At 72.6% G+C, this 26,737-nt stretch carries 14 protein-coding genes; 4 read left to right on the forward strand and 10 right to left on the reverse strand.

Going from position 1 to position 26,737, the window contains the following annotated elements; translation table 11 throughout:
* The 10 genes from ACGF12_RS34110 to ACGF12_RS34155 form a co-directional block, all read right to left on the reverse strand.
* Positions 1-7,617: toxin glutamine deamidase domain-containing protein (locus ACGF12_RS34110; protein ID WP_393038982.1), on the reverse strand; the 7,617-nt coding region annotated here is incomplete at its 3' end.
* A 13-nt stretch (positions 7,618-7,630) separates the two neighbouring features.
* Complete coding sequence (locus ACGF12_RS34115) at positions 7,631-7,948, reverse strand: hypothetical protein (RefSeq protein ID WP_393038984.1); 318 nt, start codon at positions 7,946-7,948, stop codon at positions 7,631-7,633.
* Positions 7,941-8,423 (reverse strand): YbaB/EbfC family nucleoid-associated protein, encoded by a 483-nt coding sequence (locus tag ACGF12_RS34120; protein WP_393038986.1) that lies wholly within the window; start codon positions 8,421-8,423, stop codon positions 7,941-7,943. Before ACGF12_RS34120 ends, ACGF12_RS34115 begins: the two co-directional genes overlap by 8 nt.
* A gap of 82 nt (positions 8,424-8,505) precedes the next feature.
* A complete protein-coding gene (locus ACGF12_RS34125) occupies positions 8,506-10,683 on the reverse strand; it encodes a hypothetical protein (RefSeq protein ID WP_393038989.1) in 2,178 nt (725 codons plus the stop codon).
* 132 nt (positions 10,684-10,815) lie between these two features.
* Positions 10,816-11,328, reverse strand: a complete 513-nt coding sequence (locus ACGF12_RS34130; RefSeq protein ID WP_393038992.1) for a hypothetical protein — start codon at positions 11,326-11,328, stop codon at positions 10,816-10,818.
* Positions 11,329-11,344: 16 nt separating this feature from the next.
* Positions 11,345-11,647, reverse strand: a complete 303-nt coding sequence (locus ACGF12_RS34135) for a hypothetical protein (RefSeq protein ID WP_393038995.1) — start codon at positions 11,645-11,647, stop codon at positions 11,345-11,347.
* Positions 11,648-11,744: 97 nt separating this feature from the next.
* The gene (locus ACGF12_RS34140; protein ID WP_393038998.1) at positions 11,745-12,077 is read right to left on the reverse strand and encodes a WXG100 family type VII secretion target; all 333 of its coding nucleotides are present in this window, start codon (positions 12,075-12,077) and stop codon (positions 11,745-11,747) included.
* A gap of 105 nt (positions 12,078-12,182) precedes the next feature.
* On the reverse strand, positions 12,183-13,670 hold the full coding sequence (gene eccB / locus ACGF12_RS34145; RefSeq protein WP_393039001.1) for a type VII secretion protein EccB: 1,488 nt from the start codon (positions 13,668-13,670) through the stop codon (positions 12,183-12,185).
* Positions 13,671-13,722: 52 nt separating this feature from the next.
* Positions 13,723-15,090 (reverse strand): type VII secretion integral membrane protein EccD, encoded by a 1,368-nt coding sequence (gene eccD, locus ACGF12_RS34150; RefSeq protein WP_393039004.1) that lies wholly within the window; start codon positions 15,088-15,090, stop codon positions 13,723-13,725.
* Positions 15,091-15,263: 173 nt separating this feature from the next.
* Positions 15,264-16,421: an RNA-guided endonuclease InsQ/TnpB family protein gene (locus tag ACGF12_RS34155; RefSeq protein ID WP_393039007.1), complete on the reverse strand. Its 1,158-nt coding sequence runs from the start codon at positions 16,419-16,421 to the stop codon at positions 15,264-15,266.
* Between the two features lie 202 nt (positions 16,422-16,623).
* On the opposite strand from ACGF12_RS34155, the gene ACGF12_RS34160 reads away from it, so the two are divergent.
* From ACGF12_RS34160 to ACGF12_RS34175, 4 genes are all read left to right on the forward strand, one after another.
* Entirely contained in the window at positions 16,624-18,279 is a 1,656-nt protein-coding gene (locus ACGF12_RS34160; RefSeq protein ID WP_393039010.1) for an IS1182 family transposase, read from the forward strand.
* Positions 18,280-18,461: 182 nt separating this feature from the next.
* Positions 18,462-22,448, forward strand: a complete 3,987-nt coding sequence (gene eccCa, locus ACGF12_RS34165) for a type VII secretion protein EccCa (RefSeq protein WP_393039019.1) — start codon at positions 18,462-18,464, stop codon at positions 22,446-22,448.
* A gap of 167 nt (positions 22,449-22,615) precedes the next feature.
* Positions 22,616-25,615 carry a hypothetical protein gene (locus tag ACGF12_RS34170; RefSeq protein WP_393039013.1) on the forward strand — a complete coding sequence of 1,000 codons (3,000 nt, stop codon included), beginning with the start codon at positions 22,616-22,618 and terminating at the stop codon, positions 25,613-25,615.
* A 100-nt stretch (positions 25,616-25,715) separates the two neighbouring features.
* On the forward strand, positions 25,716-26,591 hold the full coding sequence (locus tag ACGF12_RS34175) for a chitosanase (protein WP_393039016.1): 876 nt from the start codon (positions 25,716-25,718) through the stop codon (positions 26,589-26,591).
* Positions 26,592-26,737: the final 146 nt, after the last annotated feature.

Consider the following 26,737-nt stretch of genomic DNA (forward strand, 5'->3'; position numbering starts at 1 on the left):
GTCGAGCGGCTTCTTCAGCGGCGTGGTCTCGGTGCTGCCGTGCAGCGGGGCGTCGCGCAGCGGGACGGCGACGGTGGTGTGGACGGGCACGGTGAGGTCGGGGGCGGTGACCTTCTGCCCGAGCTTCCTGGACTCGATGTGGACGGTGAACTCGGCGGTGCCGCTGAACAGTCCGGCCGGTTCGACGGTCTTGCCCTTGCTGACGGTGGCACCCGTGGTGTCGACGGTGGAACCGTGGACGAAGTCGTTGCGGCGGGCGACGTTGAGGCCGAGATCGACGTACGGGAGCTTGAAGCGGGTGGGCGCGGAGAACACGTCGCGGACCCGCCGGTCCTTGCTGACACCTGAGGAGACCCGGGTCTGGGTGCCGAGCTCGAACTCGAACTTCTCGACCGTGTCGGTGTGCCGGAAGTCCTTCTGCAGGCCGGCCCTGACGGTGACGGTGGTGTCCCAGCCGTGGATGGACAGGTTCTCGGTGATCTTCCCGCCACGGCTGAGCTTGGACAGCTGCGGCTTCAGCGCGAACGGGTCGAAGCGGTTCTTCACCTTCATCAGCACGTCGTCGGGCACGGAGCCGAACTCGCGCTTGAGGGTGGTCTCGATGCCCTTGAGCACGTCGATGTCGCCGCGGCCGAGACTGTGCACCACATCGGAGGCACTGAGCGCGCCTCGGGAGGTGATGCGGTGCGGCGCGTCGTGCTCCACGGCCGGGCCCTTGTGGGTGACCGGGGTGCCCGCACCGGGGCCGGTGAAGTGGGCGAGGCCGTCGGCGCCGACGGTGTAGTGGCCGGTCTCCTTGACGTCCAGGCTGACCTCAGCCCGGATCGGGACGGTGACGGTGTGGTCCTTGCCGTCCACGGTCAGCTTGATCTCGACGTTGACCCCGGCGTCGTAGATCTCCTGCGGGCGGGCGTACTTGCCGTTGGCGTACACCTTCTGCGAGTTGCCGTCGCGCCAGCCGTCGCGGTCGCGGACCTGGCGGGAGTAGCCGCCGCTGATGTCGACGGTGTTCTTCCCGCCGAGGCCGACGGTGCCACCGCCGGTGCCCTGGACGGACTTGGTGTCGGAGATCAGCCGGCGGCCGGCCTTGAAGGAGGTGGTCTCGTCGACCGGGTTGAGCTCCGCCTTGGAGTTGGACCGCTTGTAGTCCATTTCCGTGATGTGCGCGGTGGCCGAGACCTTGACGCCGTGCTTGAGCAGCGTGGCGGCCAGCCGCTCGGGGGCCTCCAGCGGGACGTCGCGGGTCATCGAGGTCAGGTGGGAGGCGACCATCGGGTGGCTGAAGAGCTGCTGGATCTCGTCCTTGACGTCCTTCCAGGCGCCGCCCAGCACCTGCTTCCCCAGCTCGTCGACGCCTTGGTGGAGCGGCTGCACGGTGGGCACGTCGCGCACGGTGGTGGTGTCGCTGAGGCCGCCGCCGGTCTTGTCGGGGCGCTGCCAGACGCTGTCGGGCGGGCTGGGCACCTTGGTGCCGGGCTCGAAGGTCTTCGGCGTGCTCGGGCCGGGCGCCTCGGTGGCGACGAAGAGCGTCGGGTCGCCGGAGCCCTCGTGCTTGACCAGGCGGGCCTCGCTCTGCTCGATCAGGGCCCGGAAGTCGACGGCGGTCTTGGCGGTGTCGGTGGTCGTCCCGAGCGGTGACTTCCGCTCGAAGGTGAGGGTCAGCTCGCTGCGCCCCTCGTAGACGACGCCCGGGCCCTTGGTCTTGGTGGTGAGCAGGACCTCCTGGCTGTTGCCGGAGATCTGCACCTTGTCCCGGAGGAGTTGGAGGCCGCCTCCGCCGGAGCCGACCGACTTGTCGACGCCGGCGCCGGAAACGACGCCGGGCAGCGGCAGCTGGACACCGTCGCTGCTGGTGTCCTGGACGCTGCGGACGCGCTGCACGCCGGTGCCGACGTTGAACTCGGTCTGCGCGGTCCCGCCGACCTGCCGCATCGCCTTGACGGACGCGGTGATCTCGACCGATCCGGTCACCAGGCCGGTGTCGTCGACGACCTCGATCCGGGTCGGCTCGCCGGACATCATGCTCTTGAGGTCCTGCTGGAGCCGGGTGAGGTCGAGCTCGGCGGTCATCTTCTCGCGCAGCTTCGGCCAGATGCCGCCGAGCACCTCCTTGGCCTTGTCCTCGACGCCGTCGAGGACCTCCTGCATCGGCCGGTCGGAGTCGGGCCGGCCGTGCCGGTGGGTGGAGACGTCGAGCACGATGTCGGAGCCGCCGAGCCGGTGGCCGTCCACGACGCGCTGCGGCGGGGCGAAGAGCTTCTCCTTGTCCAGCGGCACGGGGACGCCGTGGGAGTCCAGGGTGTCGCGGACGGGGATGCCGATGGTGGCGCCGATGTCGAGCCGCTGGAAGCGGTCCGTGCCCTCGGTGACGACGGACTCGCCGCGGTAGCTGAGTTGGTCGAAGTCCAGTGCCAGGCGCAGTTTCCCCGCGAACAGGGCGCCGGGCTCGACGGTCTTGCCGCGGGCGATCGAGCGGCCGACCTCGGCCGACAGGTCGCCGTGCATCTCGTCGTGCTGGTAGCCGACGGTCTGCGTGATGTCGGCCTTGCCGACCTTGATCTTGGCCTGCACACCGGTGTTGAAGCGGTTCAGGCTGTCGTCCTGGAGGCCGATCGAGGCGTGCCGGTCGGAGCCGTTCTCGAACTCGACACTGGGGGCGGTGTCCTGGTGGTGCAGGTCCTCGACATCGACCCGGATGTTGATCTTCCCTGACCAGCCGTTGGTCTCGAACCTCGCCTCCCAGACGTCGCCGCGGGACAGCGCGGCCAGCTTGGGGCGCAGGGTCGCGGGGTCGAAGAAGTCCTTCGCCATCGTCCGCGCGGCGGGCAGGTCGCTCTTGAACACGCCCTCGAACAGCGTGGTGATGTGCTGGAAGACGGTCGTGTCGTCCAGGTGCAGGCCGACCACCAGGTCGGAGGCGGACAGCCGGCGATGGTTGGTGATGCGGGCGGGCGGTAGCCGCAGCTCGTCCGGGTCGAGCGGCTTCTTCGGCGCGAACGCCGGGTCCTGCGGGTGCTGGCCGCCGGACTCCGTCGAGAAGACGGACATGGCGAGGACGGACGCCGGCGGGGAGGGCGGCGCGGGGTGGGCGAGCGGGTCGTGCTCAGCCTCGGTGATGACGATGCTGGGGATGTCCGGCCGGTGCGGGGCCGAGGCCTCGGGCGCGAGCTCGGTCCTGGGCGCGGGCTTGGCCTCGGGCTTGGGCTCCGTCATGGGCTCGGACGGAGCCTCGGGCTTGGACTCGGGCCTAAGCTCGGGCCCCGGCTCGGGCTTGAGCTCCGGCTTCGGCGCCTCCATCGACGGCCCCGGCCGGTCCGCGCTGCCCACGGTCGGCACGCTGTGCGGCACGGGGGGCAGCACCGGGCCGTCGTGCGCGTCCGGGTGCTTCGGCGTCGTGGTGCTCACCGAGGGTGCGTCGACCGGCGGGCGGCTGGCGTCGTAGTGGTTGGTGCCGTTGTAGTAGACCGTCACCTGCTGGCCGTCCGGGTGGCCGTAACGCGCGTACTCGACGGGCCCGAGGTCCTCGCCCGGGCCGAGGATGCGCAACCGCAGGCCGAGGGCGTCGGCCAGCAGCGGCGGGAAGGTGTCGCCGAACCCCTTCCACCAGGAGTTCTCCCAGTCGTCCACCGCGTGCCGGAGGCCGGCGAACTCCTCCGGGGAGAGCGGGAGGTCGGAGGCGGTCCGGTGCCAGACCTGGAGGTCGACGAGCTGGGCGTCGGTGAGGTCGTGCAGCTCGATCTGCTCGGGCGTGCCGAGCAGGTGCTCGAACTGCCGCTGCGGGCCGGTGGCACCGTCGGCGAGGTTCCAGCCGACCTCCTCCTCGACCTTCGACCGGTCCTCGCCGTGTGCCACCCGCTCGTCGATGTACTGGCGGCGCAGCTCGTGCGGGTCGCTCGCGGGCTCCTTGCCGAGCCGGCGCAGGTAGTTCTCGGCCCTGGTCTGCTCGGCCGGGTTCTTGAACTTCCACGGGACGGTCTGTTCGGCCTGTGCGTGGGCCGACGCGTGGTCGGCGCCGGTGGACATCAACTCGCGGGTGAGCGCGGTGACGTAGCGGTCGCGCAGCAGCCGGGTGGGGACCACCTCGTGGGTGGCGACGCCGGCGACGCCCAGGTCCAGCAGGCCGTTGAGCAGCTGGGGGCGGTCGTGCCCGCCGAGGCGGTCGGCGAGGTCCCGGGTGGCGGCCTTGCGGTAGTTGTGGGTGACCTCGATCGGCAGCTTGTCCGGTCCCTGGGCGGCGAGGTGGTCGGCGACGGCGCGCCGCATCGACTCGGCCGTGGCGCGCACCGGGCCTCGCGGGCCGGAGCCGGTGGCGCCGCGCTCGGTGAGCACGTGGTGCACGGCGTCCGGGCGGCTGACGGCGACGGAGTTGAGCAGGCAGAGGCCGTCGCCGTCGACGCGGACCCGCTCGCCGGGCGGCGGAAAGGCCTCGGTGACCGGCTCGATGGTGTGGGGAGCGGAGTGCGAGGGGCCGTCCGTGCCGGTGAAGGCCTCGGCGGGGGTCGGCCGGGCCGACTGCTCGTCCGGGTGCAGGACGGCCGCGTTGAAGCCGCCGTCGCCGTGGATCGGCCGGTTCTCCGGGTCGAGGGTGATCGCCCAGACCCGGGTGACATCCTGCGGGAGCGGGCGGTCGCCCGGGGAGTGCAGGCCCTGCTGGGCGTCGACCCAGACCAGACCCTCGCCGGGGACGTTCGCGAGGTTCCAGGCGTGGCCCTTTCCGTCCTCGGTCCAGGCGAAGACCATCGCGGCCGAGCCGGGGCCGCCCTCGGTGACCCGGCGGGCGACCTCGTTCAGGCCGGTGGTGCCGAGGCCGAGGTACTCGGCCGGATGGCCGGTCCATTCCTGGGCGTCGGTGACCGCGCCGAGGTGGCGCTCCGGCAAGGTGAGGGCCACCTGCGGGTCACCGTGGAAGGTGGCGTGGAAGGCCATCGCGGCCGCCACGCAGTTGACGTCCCCGAGCAGGCTGCCGCCGCCCCCGGGATTGACCAGCTCGACGAACTCCTGCGGGTGGGCGAACCGCCTGGGGCCGTCCGGGCCTGCCAGCGCCTGTTCCAGGGCGTGGCGGGCCGCCGGGGCGGGCGTGTCGTAGCCGCCGTCGGAGAACTCGTGCAGGAAGGAGTCCAGTGGGCGCGGCGGGTGCGGGGCGTCGCGGTCGGGGTCGAACGGCGGGCGGCCGTCGGGGGTCCGCTCCTGGTCGGGCCGGGGGCGCTTGGCGGCCGGTTCCGGACCGGACGGGGTGTTCTGGCCGGAGTCGCCGTGCTCGCTCCCGCTCCCGCTCCCGTTCTCGTACTCGTCCCGGCCGCGGCGGCGGGACGGCGGCTGCGGCTGGTCGGTGGAGCCGTGGTCGCGCTCGGGCCGGGGCGGCGGGGTGCCGCGCTCGGGGCGGGGCGCGGTGGGGTGGTCGGGGGTGCCGCCGGAGGTGCGGGTCGGGGTCGGCGGCTTGGGGTTCGGGCCGGCCGAGCCGGTGGCGGCGGCGTGGTCGGTCTTCTCGGTGCCGCCGGTGCCGCCGGTGCCCCCGGTGACGGTCCTGCCCGGACGGGCGGGGCTGACCGTCTCATCGACGGCGGTGGTACCGCTCCAGCTGGTGTCGGTGCGGACGGACGCCGGGCGCCCCGGGGCGGGCTTGCCGCCCTCGGTCTGCACCGGGCTCGGGCGGTCGAGCTTGCCGCCGGAGGTGTCCGCCTTTCCGGAACCCGTCGCCGGGTTGTGCTTGCCGGTGGTCGGGCCGCCGCCGCTCGACGTGGTCGGCACCGGCTTGGGCGTCGGGTCGGCGAAGAGGCTGTGCAGGTCCGCCTGGCCGAAGGCCTTGGCGAACAGCGCCGCGTACTCGACGTCCGGCGCCTCGCCCGACCCGCGCGAGTAGCCCAGGACATGACCTGCTGTCACTTCCTCGTGGTGCGGCCCGAGTCGGGGCACCGGGAAGGGCGCCGGGTGGCCGGCGAGGTTGCTGGCCAGCGACAGCAGGGTCATCGGGTGGTAGGGCGGGAAGTAGGTGCCCTTGCCGGCCTGGATCTCCTTGAACTGGATGTTCTGGACGTACGAGGTCCACGCCTGCCCGATGCCGGTCTTGTGGAATCCGGCGTGCAGGCCCTTGCCGAGCAGGCCCATCCCCATGCCCGCACCGAAGGTGGCGGCGCTGGTGGTGAACTTGTGGCTGTCGTCGAAGATGAGGTTGTAGAAGCCCTCGGCGAGGTTGCCCTGCACGCCCTCCATCAGCTGGGAGCCGATCGCGAAGCCCAGTCGGTAGAGCTTGTTCCCCTCGCCCATGGCGGCGGCCAGCTTGGGCAGGTGGTCGGCGAGCGCGGAGATGCCGTGCTCGCCGAGCTCCGATCCGCCGTGCTCCAGCACGGAGCGCAGCACGACGCCGAGCGACTCGTTGCCGGCGCCGTGCTTGGTCCAGCCGGCGACGAAGGCCTCTGCGTACTCCTGGCCGAGCTTCCTGGCCGCGTCCTTGCCGAGCTGCGTGCCGAGGTGCTTCTCGAAGGAGCCCGCGAGGTTCTCGGTGAAGCGCTCGGCGACGCTGCCGGCGCCCGCCTTGCCGAAGCCCTCCTTCAGCCACGGTTCGACGCGCTGCAGGTGCCGGCCGAGCGACTCGGAGAAGGCCTTGGCCTGCTCGTCGGTCAACAGTTTCGCGGCCGCCCCGGCACCGCCCTTCCCGGCGCCCTCCAGCCCCGAACTGCCGGCCTTGACGACCGACTTGGCGCCGCTCTTCTCCAGATCGGAGAGCGCCGAGCCGCCGGCCTTGCCGATGGACCTGGCGCCGGCCTTCTCCAGATCGGAGAGCGCCGAGCCGCCGGCCTCCTTGGTGACGGTGTCCAGGAGGTGCTTGAGCGCCTCCTTGTCACCGTTCTTCATGACATTCGACAGTTCCTTGGAGAGGACCTTCCCGGCGTTCTTACCGATCAGGTTGCCGATCAGCTTGCCCAGGCCCATGCCGAGCAGGTTGATCGGCCCGGCCAGCGCCCCGCCGATGACGCCGTTGAGCACGCTCTGCTTGAAGGTGCCGTCGAGGTCGAACTTCTTGCGGTCACCGTGCGACATCTGGATGCCCTGGATGATCGAGTCCATCAGCATGCCGGTCACGATGCCCGTGAAGGTGTGCATCAGGATCGACTTGATCAGGAACTTCAGCAGCATCCAGAGCGCCTGCCGGGTGAAGAAGTACGCCAGCGACAGGCCGGAGAAGCTCTCGCCGAAGGTGAACGGCGCCCACAGGGTGGCCATGGCGATCTCGAAGACCAGCTGGATGAGCTGGGCGATCGCCATCCACTTGGTGTACTCGACCGAGTTGGCGACGTCGCCCGCGCAGTCGGCGAGCGCCTGCGCGGTGTCCGCGGCCTGCTTGACCTGGTCCGTGTCGTTCTTCCCGCCGCCGAGGCCGATGTAGGCGTTCATCGCGTTGCTGAACGACCGGGCGGCCTCCCCCTCGAACTCCTGGCGGGCCTTGATCGCCACCGTCGCGATCAGCTCGTGGAGTTGCGGGATCTCCTTCGCCAGTACCTCGTACGCGTCGCGGACGTCGCGCAGTTCGCCTTCCTTGACCTGGGGCCAGGGCGTTCCGGAGAGCACGCCGAAGAGGTTGGAGAGGAACTCGCCGGGGTCGAGCGACGGGTACGACACGGGGTGGTTTCTCCTACATGCTGCTCATGATGTCCTGGGCGGTGTCCTCCGCGTAGTCGAGGTCGGCGACCAAGTTGATGCCGTTCTCGCCCGCCTGTCTGACCGTGTCCTTGATGTTGCTCATCAAGGTCTCCAGGTCCTTGGTGGCCTTGTCCACCTGCTCGTGGTACTGCTTGCCGATCTCGTCGTCGCCGCCGACCTTCTTGTTCAGGTCGTTGACCGTCTTGACGTCAGTGATCACCTTGTCGATCAGGTCCGACAGCTGGCCGAACTCGGCGAACCGCTTCTTGAGCTCCTGGGTCTTGGCGAAGACGTTGGAGTCGCTACTCACGGAACTCCTCCTGGCGGCCGGCCCGGCGGCGCTCGGCCTCGGCGTCCGCGTCGTGACCCGGCCTCATCGAGCGCAGCGGCTCCAGCAGTTGGTCCAGATTGCTGCCGCCGCTGAGCCCGAGCCGCAGCATGTCGCCCACGCCCTCGAACTGCTTCATCGCCCGGATCACCTGCTCGCCCATCTGGGCCCGGGCCTCGTTGAGCAGGTCGGTGAGCAGCTTGCCGAGCTGGGAGGGGGCCATCTCCTGGTAGCCGGTGGTGTGGAAGGTGAGCCCGAGGACCTGGCCCTGCGGGCCCACCTTGACGGTCACCATGCGGTCCTTGGAGGTGACCGTGGCGGAGGAGCGGGAGAGTTCGGCCTGGATCTCCTCGGCCCGCTTCTGGTGGGCCCTCATGGCCTCCATGGCCTGCTCGATCTCCTCGCTCATCGAGCCGAAGAGGCCGTCGGGGCCGAACGGGTCGGCGGTCGTGGGCATGGTTCGTTCCTTCTCTCCGGCCGGGGCCGGGGTCTCGCCGGGACGGGTGGGGCGGGTGGTGCCACCCGGAGTGCGGGGCGGGTCAGCGGCCGATGACGCCGGCGACCCCGGTGCTCTCGGTGCCCCACACCTCCTCGTCCTCCGCCAGCCAGGTGGTGCGCTGGCGGTCCTTGTCCTTCTGGTTGGGCGCGCCGCCGGCACCCGCGCCGGGCGGCATCATCGGCGGCATGCCGCCGGTGGTGGACATGCCCTTGCCGGTCAGGGCGTTCTTCTCGGCCTCGGCGGCCGCCCGGGCCTGGGCGGCCTTCTCGGCGGCGTCGGCCGCCTCCGCCGCCGCCCGCGCCTGGGCGGTGTTCGGGTCGCCGCCGTTGGCCAGCGCCTTCGAGCTCAGGCCGCTGCGGCCGCCGGGCATCAGCCCGGTGCCGGAGAAGCCTCCGAGGCCGAGGCCGTCCGAGCCGCCGGATCCGCCGAGCAGCGAGCCGCCGGGGTGGTAGGAGTACCCCCCGGAGCCGAACCCGCCGCCGCCGAGCAGTCCGTCGCCACCGCCGCTGTCGAAGCCGCTCTCGAAGGCGTGCCGCTGGTCGGCCATCAGCTGGGAGACCTCGGAGACCGGCCGGCCGTCCGGGTCCAGCAGGGTGCCGTCGCCGTCGATCCGGGAGCCCGGCTCGACGACGACCGGGTTGCCGTTCCGGTCCAGGACCGGCTGGCCGTCCGGGCCGATCACCCGGCCCTTGTCGTCGACGTGCGAGCCCGGCGGCACCTTCATGTGGTCGCCCGAGCCGGTGCCGACGCTCGCCCCGTCCGGGACGGTGATCGGCTTGCCGTCGGGGCCGAGCACGGGCTTGCCGTCCGGGCCGATCACCTGGTGGGTGGTCGGGTCGATGTGGCTGCCCGGCGGCACGGTGACCGGGTTGCCGTTCGCGTCGAAGATCTGCTTGCCGTTCTTGTCCAGCACGGGGACGCCGGAGCCGTCGCCGCCGGGCAGACCCGAACCACCGCCGCCGGGCAGGCCCGAGCTGCCGCCGCCGAGCCCGGGCAGGCCACCGTGCTCGCTCCCGCCGAGCCCGCCCGGCCCGGTGGTCAACGGGCCGGGGCCGTTGGGGCCGCCGCCGGTGAGGCTCTTGAAGTTGTCGTTCATCCCCTTGAAGTTGTCGCTGATCCCCTTGTTCATGTCGTTCAGCGAGTCGTTCATGTTCTTGTTCATGTCGCTGAGGTTCTTGCTGATGTCGGAGAAGGGGTCGTTGTTGCCGCCCAGCGGGTCGTCCTGCGGGGGGCGGTACGGCGCCTTGGGCGTCTTCACGTGGATGCCGTCCTTCAGGCCCTGGATCGCGGGGACGTAGGCGGCGTCGAGGATCTTCACGGCGTCGCCGGCGGCCTTGTCGAGGATGTCGGCGACGTTCTTGAGCCACATCTCCTTGGCGCGCTTCTCGGCCTGCTTCCAGAAGTCGTCACCGTGCGGGTCGCCCCAGGCGGTGGTGACCGTGAAGCTCACGTCGTAACCGGCTATCGCGCTGCCGTCCATGGTGCTGACGGGGTTCTCGGAGACCGTGACCTTCGCCGTGGACATCCCCTCCACCAGCGCGTCCAGCATCGGGTTGACCGGCCAGGCGAGCCTGCTGTTGCGGTAGGCCTCCTGGCCGTCCCACATGGTGTGGATCGCCTGCTGGGTGGCGTCCCGGCCGGTCTTGAGCAGGGTGTCGACGTGCTTGTCCTGCAGAGCCTTGGCGAGCCCCTCGATCTTGTCGCCGAACTGGCTGAGCATGGTCTTGAACACGCCCGCCGCGGTGCCCTGCCAGTCCGCCCCGGGCGCGTTGATGTCACCGGCCCAGCCCCGGACCTGCGGCGCCCAGGTCTGCAGCAGCTGCTCGGCGCCGGTCAGTGTCGACACGGCGGTGTCGAAGCTCCACGGGCTCAGGGTGTCGTTCTCGTACGGCGAGTGGGCGAGCGGCATCAGCACGTCGTAGCCCTGGCGGATCCACTTGCCCAGGTCGGTCGTCTCGTCCGTGAACTGCTTCCAGTTGAGGTTGCAGCCGATCACGTGGCTCCACGGACGGCCGGTGGAGTCCGTGTAGTTGTACGACCACCAGGCGTCGTAGCCCTCGTCGCCCCCGGTCTGCTTGAAGTACGTCAGGGTCTCGTACTTGTGGTTGGCGATCCACTGGACCTTGTCGTCACCGGTGACGCTGCTGCGCTGGGCGAACGTCGTCCGGTCGGAGGACGCGAACACGGGCAGGACGGATTCCCAGTTGGTGGTGGCCATCGGTGTCACAGCTCCATGAGGCTCGGGCGTGCGCGGGGCGGGCCGGAGGAGGGGTTCGGCCCGCCCCGCGGTCAGGGGTGACGGCGGGAGCGCCGTCGGGCAGGGGATCGGTGCCGGGCACCCGGTCGCGGACTACCGGATGCCGCCGCCACCGCCGAGGACGTCACTGACCAGGTAGATCATCTCGGCGGCCGCCAGGGCGTCGTCCCCACCGTGGTTGAGGGTGGTCTGGGCCGACTCCAGGTCGTCGATCATGGCCTGGACCTGGTCCTCCAGCGTCTTGAACTGGGCCTCCAGGGCGGTGCAGTACGCGGTGAAGGCGTCCTGGAGCGCCTTCGTGCTCGGCAGCACCGCGGGGCCGCCGCCCGGGAGGAGCTTCGCGTAGTCGCCGGAGAACTTGCCGCCGCCGATACCGAGGACGAACTCCTTGAGCGCCAACCGTGTGGGGTGGGTCTTCAGGTCCTCCAGCATCTTGGACAGCTTGGTGTGGGCGAAGTCGAGCAGGAAGTTCTCGGTGACCTTGAAGCTGTTGGCGTCGTCCTTCTCCTTCTGGTCCTGCTTCTCCCTCGCCTCCTTCTCCTTCTGCTTGCGCTTCTCCTCCTCCTTCTTCTTCCAGTCCTCTTCGGCCTTCTCGTCGTCGGTCACCGCGACTCACCCGCGCCTAGTGGAGCTGGAACTTGGAGCCGGCGGTGCGGTCGGAGTCACGGATCAGGCCGTGGACCTCATCCAGGGCGGCGGCGGCCTTGGTGACGTCGTCGGTCATGGCGTTGTCCGCGGCCGACAGGATGTCGGAGTAGGCCTTGCCCTGGTCGGCGTACTCGCCGTGGAGCTCGTGGCCGAGGCCCTGGGTGAGGAAGGTGCGGGTCTGCTCCATCATCTCGTGCATGAGGGCGCTCTGCTGGCGCAGCATCGCCGCGGCCTCGTCGATCTGCTGGTGGTGGAGTTCGATCCTGCCGTCGGACATCGTTGGTCTCCTTCGAGCGGCTGTGGTGGTCCCGGTCCTGACCCGACCGGTGGGTGTGCCGCCGGCGTCGCCCGCCGGCGTCAGCTCAGGACGGGCGTCAGCTCAGGCCCTTGAGGACGTCCTCGCCCGCGCCGAGGCCCGAGACGATGTGGACGGAGGTCTGGCCCTCCTGCTGGATCAGGCCCGAACCGCTGGCGAGCAGCTCGTGGAACTTGGTGTACTGCTGGCGCACCTGGTCGTACTTGGCCTGCCAGTCCTGCATCTTCTCGACGAAGACGGTGCTCGCCGCGGCCTGGAAGTGCGTCTTGATCTCGTCGACGATGGCGTTGATCTGGCGCTGGGTCTGCTCCATGTGCGCGTCCTGCGACTCCACGGTGGTCAGCACCTGCTGGACGACCGCCGGGTCGTTGAGCATGCTGTTGCCGGCCATGTGACTTCCCTTCTCTGAGGCGGGCACCGGCCGGTCGCCGGCGCCTCCGGGTGGGTCAGGGGTCCGCGGCCCGGCACATTGAACGGAATCGCGGCGCCCCCGGGTTCAGCCCCCGCAGGGGTTCGTGGTGGTGGGCGGTTCGACCACGCCGCCGCCGGTGAGCGCGGCCGGGTCGAGGCTCGGCCCGGTGGGCAGCAGGCCGAGCAGCCGGGTGGGGACGGCCGCCGGGGCGGCCTTGGTGTAGCCCAGTTGCTTGGCGGTCGCCGGCGAGGGCAGCGGGTACTTCACCCCCGTGTCGGTGACCAGGTAGAGGGTCGAGCCGGCCCCGGAGGCGGTGACGGCCCGCGCCAGCGAGCCGCCGCCCGGGCGGACCACGATCCGGTCGGCGCCGTTGCAGGCCGGGGTGACCCCGGGCTGGGCGGCCGGAGGCTGCCCGGCCACGGCGGCGGCGTCCAGCAGGCCGACCGCGACCGCCCCCGGGGCGGCGCCGGCCCGCAGCTCGGCGCAGGGCACCTGGCCCTGCCCGGCGGCCGCCAACTGCGGTGGCCGGGGGGGAAGTTCGTTGCCGGCCCAAGCCGCCGCGGCGGTGGCACCGGCGAGGTGCGCCGCGAGGTCCGCCGGGCCGACCGGCCCGAGCGTGACGGGTGCGCCGGCGTAGGCCTCCTGCTGGATCCGCGGATCGCCCTGGACGAGCTGGAACAGCGTCTCCCCGAGCGGGACGAGTCCGTCCCCGGTGAGCAGGTAGCGCTCGCCGCCCGGGCCCGTGAACAGCTGGCCGATCCGGGTGGGCTTGCCGGCCAGCGCCGGTCCTGCCGTGCCCCGCCCGGGCAGCTCGGGGGCCCGGAGGTCCGGGCCCACCGGGAGGGTGTCGAGGAAGCCGGCCGTCACCGGGTACGGCGTGGCGCTGCCGTAGCCGAGGGCGCGTTGCGCGCCGCTGCCGGCGTCCACCCGCAACCTGCGTCCCCGCCAGACGAGTTGGGCCGTACCGTCCGGCCCAGCCACCAGGACGGCCTGCTCGTCGGAGAGCGGCCGGGCGCCGCGGCGCAGGCCGATCGCCAGGGACAGCTGCGGCGTGGCCCGCGCGCCCGGGGCGGTCTGGCCGCCCTGGGCGGTCTGGCCGCCCTGGGCGGTCTGGACCGCGCAGGCCGACCAGTCGGCCTGACCGAGGTCCTGGTCGGCCGGGAGACCGTCGGGGGCGCCGACGAGGCCGACCACCGCCCCGCGCGGAACGCCGTCCAGCGAGCCCGCGCTGACCGTCGCCGACCGGAACTGGTCCCCGGCGAGCAGCCGGGCACTGGCCTGGTTGAGCACCGGGCGCAGCTGCCCGCCGGCGTAGAGGTAGCGGGCGCCGCTCTCCTCGACCACGACCAGGGTGCCGGGCTTCTTCCAGCCGGTCGCGCCACCGGGTTTGACGAGCCCGTAGACCCCGGCGCCGACGCCGATCAGCAGTCCGACGGCGAGCCCGACCATGGCGCCCCGGGTGGTCCGGGCGACGGGGGTGTCGGGCGCGTCCGGCTCGCCGCGCAGCATCCCGGAGGAGACCCGGCTCATCACGAACAGGTGGGCCTGCACCTGGTCGCGTCTGGACTGCATGGGACCTCTTCCGGGATCGGTGGTGCGGACGGGCGGGGTGGCGGGCGGGGCGTCAGCCGGCCATTCCTCGCATCAGGTGGTAGAAGCCGAGGGTCTGCAGGGCGAGCGGCAGCAGGGCGAAGGCCGTCAGGGAGTGCAGCAGGTCCGCGGCGCGCCCCCAGTAGGGCAGCAGCCGGCGGCCGGGCACCGTCCAGGCGACGACCAGCAGGACCGCGGCGACCCCCAGCAGGACGGCGACCAGGGTGAGCCGGTCCTGCCAGCCGCCCGCCAGGCCGAACCGGCCGGCCAGCAGCACCAGCCCGTACAGGCCGGGCAGCAGGACGGCGAGGCGCTGCCAGAGGCTGCCGATCTCGCGGGCGTGCAGCAGGAGCAGCGCGGCGAGGTCGGCGGCCGTCGCGGCCGGGCCCCAGCCGTCGGCGCCGGCCAGCAGGGTCAGGCAGGCGGCGCCGACCAGGCCGATGCTGCCGAGGAAGCCGGTCAGGTAGCCGTCCGCGACGTCCCCGCGGGCGAGGACGTCCGCAGCCGGGAACGGCTCGATGTCCTCCTGGAGCTCCTCGGCGTTGCGCGGCAGCGCGGGCACCCTGAGCCCCGCGAGCTTGAAGGCGAGGCCGGGGGCGAAGGCCCCGGAGAGCACCGCGGCGCAGGCCAGGATCGCCGCCGAGTGCCCCGGCGGCACGTCCCGCAGGGCCAGCACGCCCGCACCGAGGGCGACCAGGCCGGCGAACAGGACGGAGAGGAAGAACGGCGCCGAGGCGCCGACCACGGCGAGGGCCAGCACGGTGGCGCCGGCCGCGGCGGAGCCGCCGGACAGCAGCCGGTCGGTGCCGTTCAGACCGGGCACCAGGGCGGCGGCGGTGACGGCGTAGCCGATCGCGGCGGCGCCCAGGGCGGTGCCCGCGGCACTGTCGCCCACCGTGCGGGTGGCACCGCCGGCCCCGACCAGGAGCAGCACGGCAACCACCGCGGCGGCCGCGCAGCGCAGTTGGGCGGGGCCGGGCTGGAGCAGCAGCGCCAGACCGCCGGCCAGGGCGGTCAGCGCGGAGGCCACCGCGAGGTGGTGGGTGAGCGCCGGACGCCAGGAGTCGCGGCGCTCCAGCATGCCGCTGCGCACCCCGTCCACCAGGTCGTCGAAGTGGACCGGGGGCAGTTCGGCGGTGCGCGGGCGCAGGAAGAGCTCCTGGCCGTCGCGCAGGCCGAGCGCGTCCAGCGTCAGCTCCTCGTCGAGCGGCTCCTCGCCGACCCGCTGCAGGACCCAGCCGGAGTGCTCGGCACCGGCCTCCTCGACCTCGGCGCCCGCGTGCGCGAGCACGGCCGGCAGGAGGTCCGCCAGGACCACGTCGGACGGCACGGCCAGCTCGAACGCCGAGTCGGGCGCACGGAACCTCAGTCTGCACAGGCCGGCCACGGCTCCACCACTCATGCGTTCCCTCCTCCGGTCTGCGGGCCTTCGCCCGGCTGCACGGAAACACCGGCGGTGGCGGTTCACCGGGACGGGCACCGATTCGGTCAACGACCCGGCCCTGAGGGCCGGGCTTGAGGTTGACCATGTGCCCGATGAGTCGCCCCACCGGTGGTCACCTCGTCTCAGCAGCGCTAGACGCTGCTGGGGCGGTTGACTGCGCCCCGCTGCCACGCATCAGCCGCACGGTGGCGGATGTTGCGGGAGCCGTTGACATCCGCGTGCATGGTCGTCCCGCAGGCGCGGCACGCGAACGTCGCTTGATCCACTCGATTGGTTTTGTGGGTGTGCCAGCAGGCGGAGCACTGACGGGAGGTGTAGGCCGCATTGACGTGCACGACGGGAACCCCGACGCGCTGGGCCTTGTACTCCACGAAGGTTCCGAGCTGGGCGAACGCCCAGGAGTGGAGGCGGTACCGCTGGTCGTGCTTGGCCTTGACCCTCTCGCGGATGCCCGTCAGGTCTTCCAGGGCGATCCCGCGAGAGGTGCGTTCAGCGGTGGTGACGAGAGTCTTGGAGATGCGGTGGTTGGCGTCGGTGGCGAACCGGGCCTCGCGGCGGCGGATCGCCTTCAACCGGCGTTTCGCGTTCTTGGTCTTCTTGGCCTGCAGCTTGGCCCGCAGGTAGCTCATCCGCTTGCGGTAGCGCTCCAGACGGCGCCCGGACATGACCGTGCCGTCGGAGGTGGTGGCGATGTTGACGATCCCGAGGTCCACGCCGAGCCAGTCGGCCGGTTCGGAGACCGGAGGTTCGGGGATGTCGCAGGTCGCGAACAGGTACCACTGGCCATCACGGACCACCAGATCCGATTCGCCCTGCCGATGGTCGGCAATCATCTTGAGCGCGCCCGGAGAGCAGCGGAACCCGATGCCCTTCAACCGCCCGGCCATGGTCCAGATGGACACGGTCCTCGTGTCGGTGTTCCACGACAGCATCCGGTCATCGAACGGCTGCGCCGCATCGTCACGGAAGCTGATCGGCTTGGACTCGGCCTTGTTCCGTCGCTTCGACCCCTTCGGCCCCAGATTCCCGACCCTGAGATTCGCCCGCAACGTGGTGTAGGCGTCGCAGACCTTCTTCACCGACCGCACGGCGGCCTGCGCTCCCAGGTCGTATTCGTCCTTGACGTGTCGGTACACCAACGGCTGCAAGCCGTTACGCCGGATCTCCTTCTTCTCGAAGGCGACGCGGGAGATGTGGTTCGCGGCCCGGTTGCACGCGCGCAGCGTCGCAGCGAGCGCGTCCGCCTGATACCGCGACGGCTCCAGCTTCACCCGGACAACGATCTTCACGCGAAAGAACGTATTTCGCGCAAAATCGAAAAATCAAACCGGAAGGTCAGAGCACATGGAAGAGAACTCCGCCGCTTCGCGGCTCCGATCCAAGGAGCCGATTCCTCCCGGAGCTGAAGGACTCCGTCGGGAATTCCGCAAACCGGTGACGGCGGATGGCTCCAGCTGCCAGGCTCGGCTTGTCGTCGATCAAGGGGGTCGGGTGTCGCTGGAGTCGCGGCGGGATGTCGGGGTGCCGGAGCTGACCGCGCGGGTGGTGCGGGCCTCGTTTCCGAAGGGAACGCTGGCGATCCGCCTCCGGGATGCGTTGGGGCCGCTGTTCGAGGATGGGTCGTTCGCGGAGGCGTTCCCCGTGCGGGGTCGGCCGGCGGTCTCGCCGGGAGCTCTGGCGTTGGTGTCGGTGCTGCAGTACGCGGAGGGCCTCAGCGACCGGCAGGCCGCCGACCAGGTGCGGGCCCGGATGGACTGGAAGTTCCTGCTCGGCCTGGAACTGGACGATCCCGGCTTTGACTTCACGGTCCTGGGCGACTTCCGCGCCCGGCTGATCGAGCACGGTCTGGAGGAGCGGGTCCTGGATCTGGTCCTGGCGAGGATCTCCGGGCTCGGGCTGCTGCGGGCAGGCGGTCGCCAGCGGACCGACTCCACCCATGTCGTGGCCGCAGTAAGGGTGTTGAACCGGATGGAGTTCGTCGGTGAGACCCTGCGGGCGGCCCTGGAGGCCCTGGCCGCGGCCGCTCCGCAGTGGCTGGCGGGATGCGTCACCGCCGACTGGGTCGAGCGCTACGGCGCCCGGATCGACTCCTACCGCTTCCCCAAAGGCGAGAACGTCCGACAGGAATGGGCCGAGCAGGTCGGCCGGGACGGCTTCGCTCTTCTGGAGGCGGCCTTCAACCCCGGTGCACCCGCCTGGCTGCGGGAGGTTCCCGCCGTCCAGGTCCTGCGACGGGCCTGGGTCGAGCAGTACCACCGTGACGGTGAGGGGGTGCGCTGGCGGGAGGCGAAGGACCTCCCGCCGGGCAGACGCCGCCTGGCCTCGCCCTACGACCTACAGGCCCGCTACAGCGTGAAGCGCGGCTCAGGCTGGTGCGGCTACAAGACCCACCTGAGCGAGGCCTGCGAACCGGACGCCCCGCACGTGATCACCCATGTCGCCACCACGGACGCGACCGTCGCCGACACCGAGATGACCGAATCCATCCACCAGGGCCTGGCAGCAAGGGAGTTACTTCCGGACGAGCACGCTGTGGACGCCGGCTACGTCACCGCCGCCCACATCGTCGCCGCCCGCGACGAGCACCGGATCGACCTGCTCGGGCCTGTCGGAGCGGACACGGTCCACGAGCGCCACGAGGGCGGGCACATCCCCCAGAGCGCCTTCATCGTCGACTGGGACGCACGGAAGGTCACCTGCCCGCACGGAGCGGTCAGCGTCAGCTGGTCCGACCAGCGCAAACCCAGCGGAACCCCGATCACCCGGGTGCACTTCGCGCTTCAGGACTGCGATCCGTGCCCGGTCCGGCCGCAGTGCACCAAGGCCGCAAACGGCAGATACGGCCGCAGCCTCACCCTCCTGCCCCGAGAGCAGCAGCAGGTCCTGGAGCAACGCCGCATCGAGCAGCAGACCGAGGAGTGGAAGGCCCGTTACGACGTCCGGGCCGGTGTCGAGGGCACGATCTCGCAGACCGTGCGCCGAACCGGCATCCGCCGCACCCGCTACACCGGCCTGGCCAAGACCCACCTCGGCAACGTGCTCGCCGCAACCGCGATCAACCTCGTCCGCCTTGACGCCTGGCTCACCGACACACCACTCGGCAGGACAAGAACCTCACACCTCGCCGCACTCGACCTTGCAGCCTGATCACCCAGCCCGGTTTGCGGAATTCCCGACGGAGTCCTGAAGCCCCGGGCTTCCTCGGCAGAATCAGGTGAACCCTTCCGGGACCGCGTTCCGTGCCTCAGGGCGACGTCCACGCGCGTGTGAGGAGAGGCCCGTTGAGTCAGGTCGTGGTTGAGCGTCCGCCCAGGCGCTCCGGGCCGGAGATGCCGGACGGCGACATCCAGCTGCAGGAGCCGCCCGGTCTGCCCGAGCCGCAGAGCGGGCTGTCCACCATGCTCACCATGGCGCCGATGGCGCTGAGCTCGCTGTCGATGGTGTTCATCTTCCTCAACCCGAACTCCGCCGGCGGTCCGCTGACCTACGTCGCGATCGGCATGATGGCCCTGTCCGCCGTCGGCATGCTGGTCACCCAGATGATCCGGGGCGAGAGCGACCGCAAGCGGCAGCTGCGCGGCGAGCGCCGGGACTACCTGCGCTACCTGTCGCAGATCCGCCGCCAGGTCCGGCGCCACACCGTCAAGCAGCAGCGGGCGCTGGCCTGGCGGCACCCGGAGCCCGCCGCGCTGGCCTCGATGGTGCGCACCTCGCGGCTGTGGGAGCGCCGGGCGGCCCACCCCGACTTCGGCGACGTGCGGATCGCGGTGGGCGCGCAGCGGCTGGCCGTGCGGCTCGCCCCGCTGGCCACCAAGCCGGTCGAGGACCTGGAGCCGTTGAGCGCGCACGCGCTGCGGCGGTTCATCCACGCCTACGGCACGCTGCCCGAGCAGCCGATCGCGGTGCACGTGCGCGGCTACCCGCACGTGGTGCTGCGGGTCGAGCCGAGCGAGCAGGCCGCCGGCGCCGATGAGGGCGGTGCGGCGGACGCCGGCGAGGGCGCCCGTGCGCTGGCCCGGGCGATGGTGGCGCAGCTGGCGTTCTTCCACGCCCCGGACGAGCTGCGGATCGGCGTGGTGGCGGCCCCCGAGCGGCGCGCCGACTGGGACTGGCTGAAGTGGCTGCCGCACGCCCTGCACCCGAGCGAGAGCGACGGCGCCGGCCCGGTCCGCCTGGTGGCCGGTTCGATGGTGGAGCTGGAGCAACTGCTCGGCGCCGAGTTCGCCGCTCGCGGCCCCTGGGAGCCGGACGCGCAGCCCGGCCGCGAGGAGCCGTACACCCTGATCCTGGTCGACGGGGTGCGCCTGCCCACCTCCGGGCGGGCCGCACTGGCCGGCTACCGCAACGCCACCGTGCTGGACGTGGCCGACGCACTGGAGTGGAAGCACGCCAAGCACCGGCTGCGGCTGCGGATCACCGCGGACGGCGCGCTGGAGCTGGTCGGCTCCGACCGTGACCGCAAGGAGAGCGTCACCGCGCTCGGCCGCCCCGACGCGCTCACCGCCACGGCGGCCCGGCGCTACGCCGCCGTCCTCGCGCCCTACCGGCTCGGCGACTCCACCGACGGCGCCGAGCCACTGGCCACCGACTTCGACCTGACCTCGCTGCTGGGGATCAAGGACCTGCACCGGCACGACGTCCGTCGGGCGTGGGCCGACCGAACCAAGGAGCAGCGCCTGCGGGTGCCGCTGGGCCTGGGCTCGGACGGCACCCCGGTGGACCTGGACATCAAGGAGTCCGCGCAGGGCGGCATGGGCCCGCACGGCCTGCTGATCGGCGCGACCGGCTCCGGCAAGTCCGAGCTGCTGCGCACCCTGGTGCTGGCCCTCGCGCTGACGCACTCCTCGGAGACGCTCAACTTCGTGCTGGTCGACTTCAAGGGCGGCGCGACCTTCCTGGGCCTGGACCGCCTGCCGCACACCTCGGCGGTGATCACCAACCTGGCCGACGAGGCCGGCCTGGTGGACCGGATGCGCGACGCGCTGCACGGCGAGATGATGCGCCGCCAGGAGCTGCTGCGCTCGGCGGGCAACTACACCTCGCTGCTGGACTACGAGGCCGCCCGGGCCTCCGGCGTCAAGCTGGACCCGCTGCCCACGCTGTTCGTGGTGGTCGACGAGTTCTCCGAACTGCTCGCCGCCCACCGGGACTTCATGGACCTGTTCATCATGATCGGCCGTCTCGGCCGCTCGCTCGGCGTCCACCTGCTGCTCGCCTCGCAGCGCCTGGACGAGGGCCGGATGCACGCCCTGGAGTCCCACCTGTCCTACCGGATCGGTCTGCGCACCTTCTCCGCCATGGAGAGCCGCGGCGTGCTCGGGGTGCCGGACGCCTTCCACCTGCCCTCGCAGCCCGGCAACGGCATCCTGCGCAGCGACATCGCCACCCTCAACCGGTTCAAGGCCGCCTACGTCTCCGGGCCGTACCGCCAGCAGAAGCCCAGCCCGGCGCGGCAGGCGGCGGTGGCCGGGCAGGTCGTGCCGTTCGGGACCGAGTACGTGACACCCCGCCAGCAGCCGGTGGTGCCGGAACCCGAGGCCGCCGAGGAGGCGGAGGAGACCGCCCGCACCCTGCTGGACCTGGCCGCCGAGCGGCTGACCGACGCGGGCCCGCCGGCCTACCGGGTCTGGCTGCCGCCGCTGGACGTGCCGCCGACCCTCGACGAGCTGCTGCCGCCGCTCTCCCCCAGCCCCGAGCACGGGCTGACCACGGAAGGGTGGCCGCTGCGCGGCGGGCTGTCCGTCCCGATCGGCGTCGTCGACCGGCCGTTCCAGCAGCTGCGCGACCTGCTCACCGCCGACCTCTCCGGGGCGGGCGGGCACGTCGGCATCGCCGGCGGCCCGCAGAGCGGCAAGAGCAATCTGCTACGCACCCTGATCACCGGCCTGGCGCTCACCCACTCCCCGCGCGAGGTGCAGTTCTACTGCCTGGACTTCGGCGGTGGCGGACTGTCGGCGCTGCGCGACCTGCCGCACGTCGGCGGGGTGACCGGCCGGCATGACCCGGAGCGGGTCGGCCGCACCATCGCCGAGATCAACGCCATCATCGCCCGCCGGGAGCAGAGCTTCGCCCGGCTCGGCATCGACTCGGCCGCCGCCTTCCGACGGCGCCGGGCGGCCGGCGACCCCGAGCTGGCCGACGACCCGCACGGCGACGTCTTCCTGGTCGTGGACGGCTGGAACACCGTGCGCCAGGAGTTCGGCGAGCTGGTGCAGATCCTCGGCCTGGTCGCCGGACGCGGCCTCAACTACGGCGTCCACCTCGTCATCACCGCGACCCGCTGGGCCGAGGTGACCAGCGCGCTGCGCGACCAGCTCGGCACCAAGTTCGAGCTGCGGCTGGGCGACAACGTGGACTCCGTGATCAACATGCGGGCCGCCGCCACCGTCCCCAAGATCCCGGGCCGCGGACTCACCGAGGAGCAGCTGCACTTCCTCACCGCGTTGCCGCGGATGGACGGCGTCGGCGACACCGGCGACCTCGCCGACGCCGTCACCGACCTGGTGCAGGCCGTGAACGACCACTGGAGCGGCCCGCGCGCCCCGCAGGTCCGGATGCTCCCGCTGGTCCTGAAGGCCGCCGAGCTGCCGCCCGCCGCGGGCCGGCTCAAGGTGCCGCTCGGCCTGGAGGACCGCCAGATCTCCCCGCTGTGGCACGACTTCGAGGAGACCCCGCACCTCACCGTGATCGGCGACAGCGAGTCCGGAAAGACCAACCTGCTGCGCCTGCTGATCAACGGCATCACCTCCGCCTACACCCCGGCCGAGGCCCGGATCATGCTGATCGACTTCCGACGCGGCCTGTTCGACTGCGTCCCGGAGGAGTACCGGCTCGGCCACGCCGTCGCGGTGGACGTCCTCAAGCAGGTCGTCCAGGGCGCGGCCCGGGCGATGGAGGGACGGGTGCCCGGCGAGGACATCTCCCCCGCCCGGCTGAAGCTGCGGGACTGGTGGACCGGCCCGGAGCTGTTCATCGTGGTCGACGACTACGACCTGATCACCGCTCCGATCACCGGCCACCCCTTCGCCCCGCTGCTCGACCACCTCGCCCAGGGCACCGAACTCGGCCTGCACCTGATCGTGGCGCGCAGCGCCAACGGCGCCGGCCGGGCCATGTCCGACCCGCTGATGCGCCGGCTGCAGGAGGTCAACACCCCGGCGGTGCTGCTGTCCTGCCCGCCGAGCGAGGGCGTGCTGTTCGGGAGCGTCAAGCCCCGTGAGCTGCCGCCCGGCCGGGCGCTGCACATCACCCGGCGGCGCACCGTCCAGCTGCAGACCGCCCTGGTCCCCGAGTCGCAGGAGGCGGAGAACGGCTGAGGCCCCGCTGCGGGATCCGCGGGCAGCCAGTGAACCGGGTGCCCGCGGATCCCGTGTAGCTGGGCGAGGTCCGCCCGCGCGGGCCCTGATGACCGACCAGGGAGGCAGACGCCAATGGCCGAGGTGGAGCCTCGCCGGACATCCGCCGGAGCCGTCCGGAGGCCGCGATGAAGGCGGCCGGCTCCGAGGCGGGCGACAACGCGCCGGCCACGCGGCGCTGGTTCGGCCGCCGCGTGGCCGAGCCCGCCGCCCCACCCGCCCGCCGCGCCGGCCGCTCGATCCTGCGCGTGCTCGGGCCGCACTTCGTCATCGCCCCGCCCGAGGTGACCGACGACGAGCTGTCGGCGGCCATGGGCGGCCTTCGGCCCGTCCCGAACGCCCTGGTCGTGGTGGCGGCGGCGACGGACGCCGCACCGGTGCTGCGCGAGCAGATGGCCGAGCTCGGCATGATCGCCCGGGCCCGCGGCGCGTCCAGCCTGATCCTGGCCGCCTCGGGTCTGGCCGCCGTCGGCCCCGGTGGCCGCCGCCCCGCCGAGGTGGTGGCCGACAAGGCGGGGATCACGGTCGTCGCCCCGGACGGCATGGTCGCCATCCAGCACGACGGCACCCTCAAGGTGACCGCCCCGAACGGCTCCGCCGAGCCCGCCACCTGGTGGAGCTGCCCGCCGGGCGGCCGGGCCCGCCGACTGCGCGAGACGGTCTCGGCCACGACCCCCGTCGAGTCCGGATCCGCCCTCTGCGCCCCCGACGCACCGCCCGGACCGAGCGCCGGTCGGGCCGTCGCGCCCACCCGGCCGGGCGAGCTGCCCGCCTCGGTGTCGATCCACCGACTGGCCACCGGCTACTGGCTCAACCACGTCACGGCCCGGCCCGAGGGGCCGATGCCCTTCCTGCAACAGCTCGCGACACCCCCCGGGACGACCCCGCTGCTGGTCGGCACGCCCGCCCAACCCGTACTGGACCCGGGGGATTTCACCGAGGCCGCGCTGTCCCTGCCGATCGGCTCCGACCAGCTCGTGGTCAGCGCGCCGTGGGCCGACCCGGGCGCGGTCGCCCTGCTGTCCGGCAGCCTCGCCGAACGGCTGGGGCGCCCGGTCCACGCCGCGGTCGGACTGCCGGTCGCGGGCGGCACCGGCTACACCACCGCCGTGCTCGACCACCGGGGCGTCGCCTCCTGGGAGCCGTACCTGCTGCGCCTCAGCTCGTCCGGTCGGCACGACACCGTCAGCTCCGCCTGGCGCAAGGGCGCCGCCGGTTGGGAGACGGTCGGGCCGGGGCTCTTCCGCGCCTTCCCGTTCTGGTGCCTGGAGGCGGTACCGGCCGGACTCTGGCTCCGCCCGGAGCCGCCGTTCGCCTGGGCACCGCGCCTCCTGCGCCCTGACCCGGCCCGCCCGATGATCGTCGTCGGCGAACAGGCCAGGCTGATCCCCCACCACGTCTGGGAGGAGCTCGGCGCCATGCTCGACGAGCTGCCGGCTCCCGGCGCCCGGGGGTTCGGGCTGCTGCTCCACGGGCTGGTCGACTCCGCGTCGGCGAGCAGCGCCCGGTTCCTCGCCCGCATGCACGGCCTGGTGCTGCTCAACGCGCCGTCCAGGCCCGCCACCGGGGATCCGGCCGGATCGCTCGGGCCCGGCGACCCGGGCCACACCGTCCACGCCTCCCACTCGTTGAACGGCACTTGGACGGGGGCCGTCCCGGCTCCGGCCGCCGAGCGGTTCGCCCTTCCCGCACCGGGGCCGCGACCGGCCCCGGTCGGGGAAACGGCAGGGGAAACGGTCGGGGCGACGGTCGGGGCCGCCCCGGAGCCTGCCCCGTCAGCCGTGCCGACGATCGGTGCGCCGGTGATCGACGTACCGACGATCGGCGTGCCGACCGCGCCCGCAGGCCTGGCCACCAGCGCCGGCGTGCCCGGAGCGGACGGCAAGGCGGCGGTGTCCGCTGCCGGGCCGATCGGGGAACCGGGCCGGACCCGCCGCCCGACCGCACCCGGCGGAGCACCCGAACCCGCCGCCACGGTGGCGGAGTTCACCGCCACGGCCACCGGAGAGCCGACGCCGACCGAACGCGCCGTCGAGCCACCCACCCGCCCCGCCGTCACCGGCGAGGCGCCCCAACCGATCGCCCCCGCACGGGAGTTCACCTCCGACGAAGCGGAGCAGAGCCCGCCGGCCACGGCCACGGCGACGGCCGGCTCCGGCGGGCCCGGAACGCGGGTGACGGAGCCCCCGACGCCACCGACACCACCGGCGCCAGCACCCGCTACCGCCCCTGCGCCCGCTACCGCCCCTGGGGCCGAGCCGGTCCTCCCCGCCCTCGCCGCCCTCGCCGCCCTCCCCGCCCGGTACTTCACCCCCGCGGACGTCCTGCCACTACCCCCCGTCAGCGCCCCCGAGGACCGGGACGCCTTCCGGCTGCTGCTCGGCGAGCACTACCACCGCTGTGCCGGACGGGTGGAGCCGGCCGTCACCCGGCTGCCGGGCCTGCGGTCGACCGGCCAGGACGACTTCAAGGCCGACCTGGTGGCCGTACTGCTGCACCACGAGGACTCCGGCGTCCCCGCCGACCGCGCCGCCCTCCTCACCGAGGCCCGCGGTGGCGCCGCGGGGCCGCTTCGCCCGTACCTCGCCTGCCTGGGCTCGGGCCTGCGCCGGCTGCCGAGCCACCACGGTGCCGTGCTGCTGGGTGCCGACCTGACGCCGGAGGCGCTGGAGGCCTTCTCCGTCGGCCTGGCGCTCGTCGAACCGGGGGCGGTCGCCGGCCTGGCCTCGCCTGCGGCCGCCCTCGGCACCTCGGCCGAGTTCGTCGTCTGGTCGACCACCGGCCGACGGACCGCCGCCTTCGGGGACGACGGGGAGGTGCCACAGGTCGCCTTCCCGCCGGGGACCGGTTTCGTGGTGGTCGACGTCGCGCCGGGGGACGGTGCGGCCCGGCCCGCCCGGGTGCTGCTGCGCGAGACCACCGGCCCGTCGGCGGCGGGCCCGGACGACGAGCGGGACCGCAGCGCACGCGACCGGCTGCGCGCCTGGCTGGAGCGCCGGGACAAGGTGGCGCCGGCCGATCGCCGGACGGTCGCCCGCCCGGATCGCTTCCGCCTCACCCCGGGCGTGCTCCTCCCGGAGCTGCCCTCCCCACCGGCCGCCGACCCCGACCCGCCCGCCGAGGCCTGACCGGGCCACGCCACGCCCGTACGGACCGGCGGCGGTTCACCGGTGTCCGGGATCCCCCGGACACCGGCCGCCCCTACCGTCCACCGAACCCGGAGAACGCATGCCGTCCGCACACGCCCGGCCGTCGCGGCCCAAGGCCCTGCACGTGGCCATGGCCGCGGTGCTGATCACCGCCGTCACCGCCACGGTCGCCAGCGCCCGTCCGCACCGCACCACCCAACCCCCCAAGCCCGGGGCCACCGCCACCGCCACCGCCTCCGCGGGCGACGACCTCAACAACCCCCACCTGAAGGACATCGCCCAGCAGTTGGTCTCCAGCGCGGAGAACTCCTCACTCGACTGGAAGGCCCAGTTCGCCTACATCGAGGACATCAAGGACGGCCGCGGCTACACGGCCGGCATCATCGGCTTCTGCTCGGGCACCGGCGACATGCTCGACCTGCTGGAGCACTACGAGAAGCTCAAGCCGGGGAACCCGCTCTCCGAGTACCTGCCGGCGCTGCGCAAGCTCAACGGTTCCGCCTCGCACGCCGGCCTCGACCCGAGCTTCACGGCCGCCTGGAAGAAGGCCGCCCAGGACCCGGTCTTCCAGCAGGCCCAGACGGACGAGCGGGACCGGGTCTACTTCAACCCCTCGGTGATGCAGGCCCAGACCGACGGGCTGCACGCCCTCGGCCAGTTCATCTACTACGACGCCATCGTCATGCACGGCCCCGGCGACGAGCCCGTCAGCTTCGGCGGCATCCGGGCCGCCGCCATGCGGAAGGCCAGGACCCCCGCCCAGGGCGGCGACGAGAAGACCTACCTGGCCGCCTTCCTCGACGCCCGGCGGGCCGCGATGAAGACCGAGGCTGCCCACGAGGAGACCGACCGGGTGGACACCGAGCAGCTGGTCTTCCTGCGCGCGGGCAACCTCGGCCTCAAGCCCCCGCTGGCGTGGAAGGTCTACGGCGAGTCGTTCAAGATCGACAGCTGACGGTCGCCGGAACGACCGAGGGGGGGGGGGGGGGGGGGGGGGGGGGCCCCCCGGGGGGGCGCCGCCCCCCCCCCCCCCCCCCGGGCCGGGCCGTGCGACACCTCCGGCGCCGCCCGCCCCGGCGCGCCGGGCGGGGGCGGCCGCCC

It is taken from the genome of Kitasatospora sp. NPDC048296, from assembly GCF_043201815.1.
In the GTDB taxonomy this organism is placed as follows: Bacteria; Actinomycetota; Actinomycetes; order Streptomycetales; family Streptomycetaceae; genus Kitasatospora.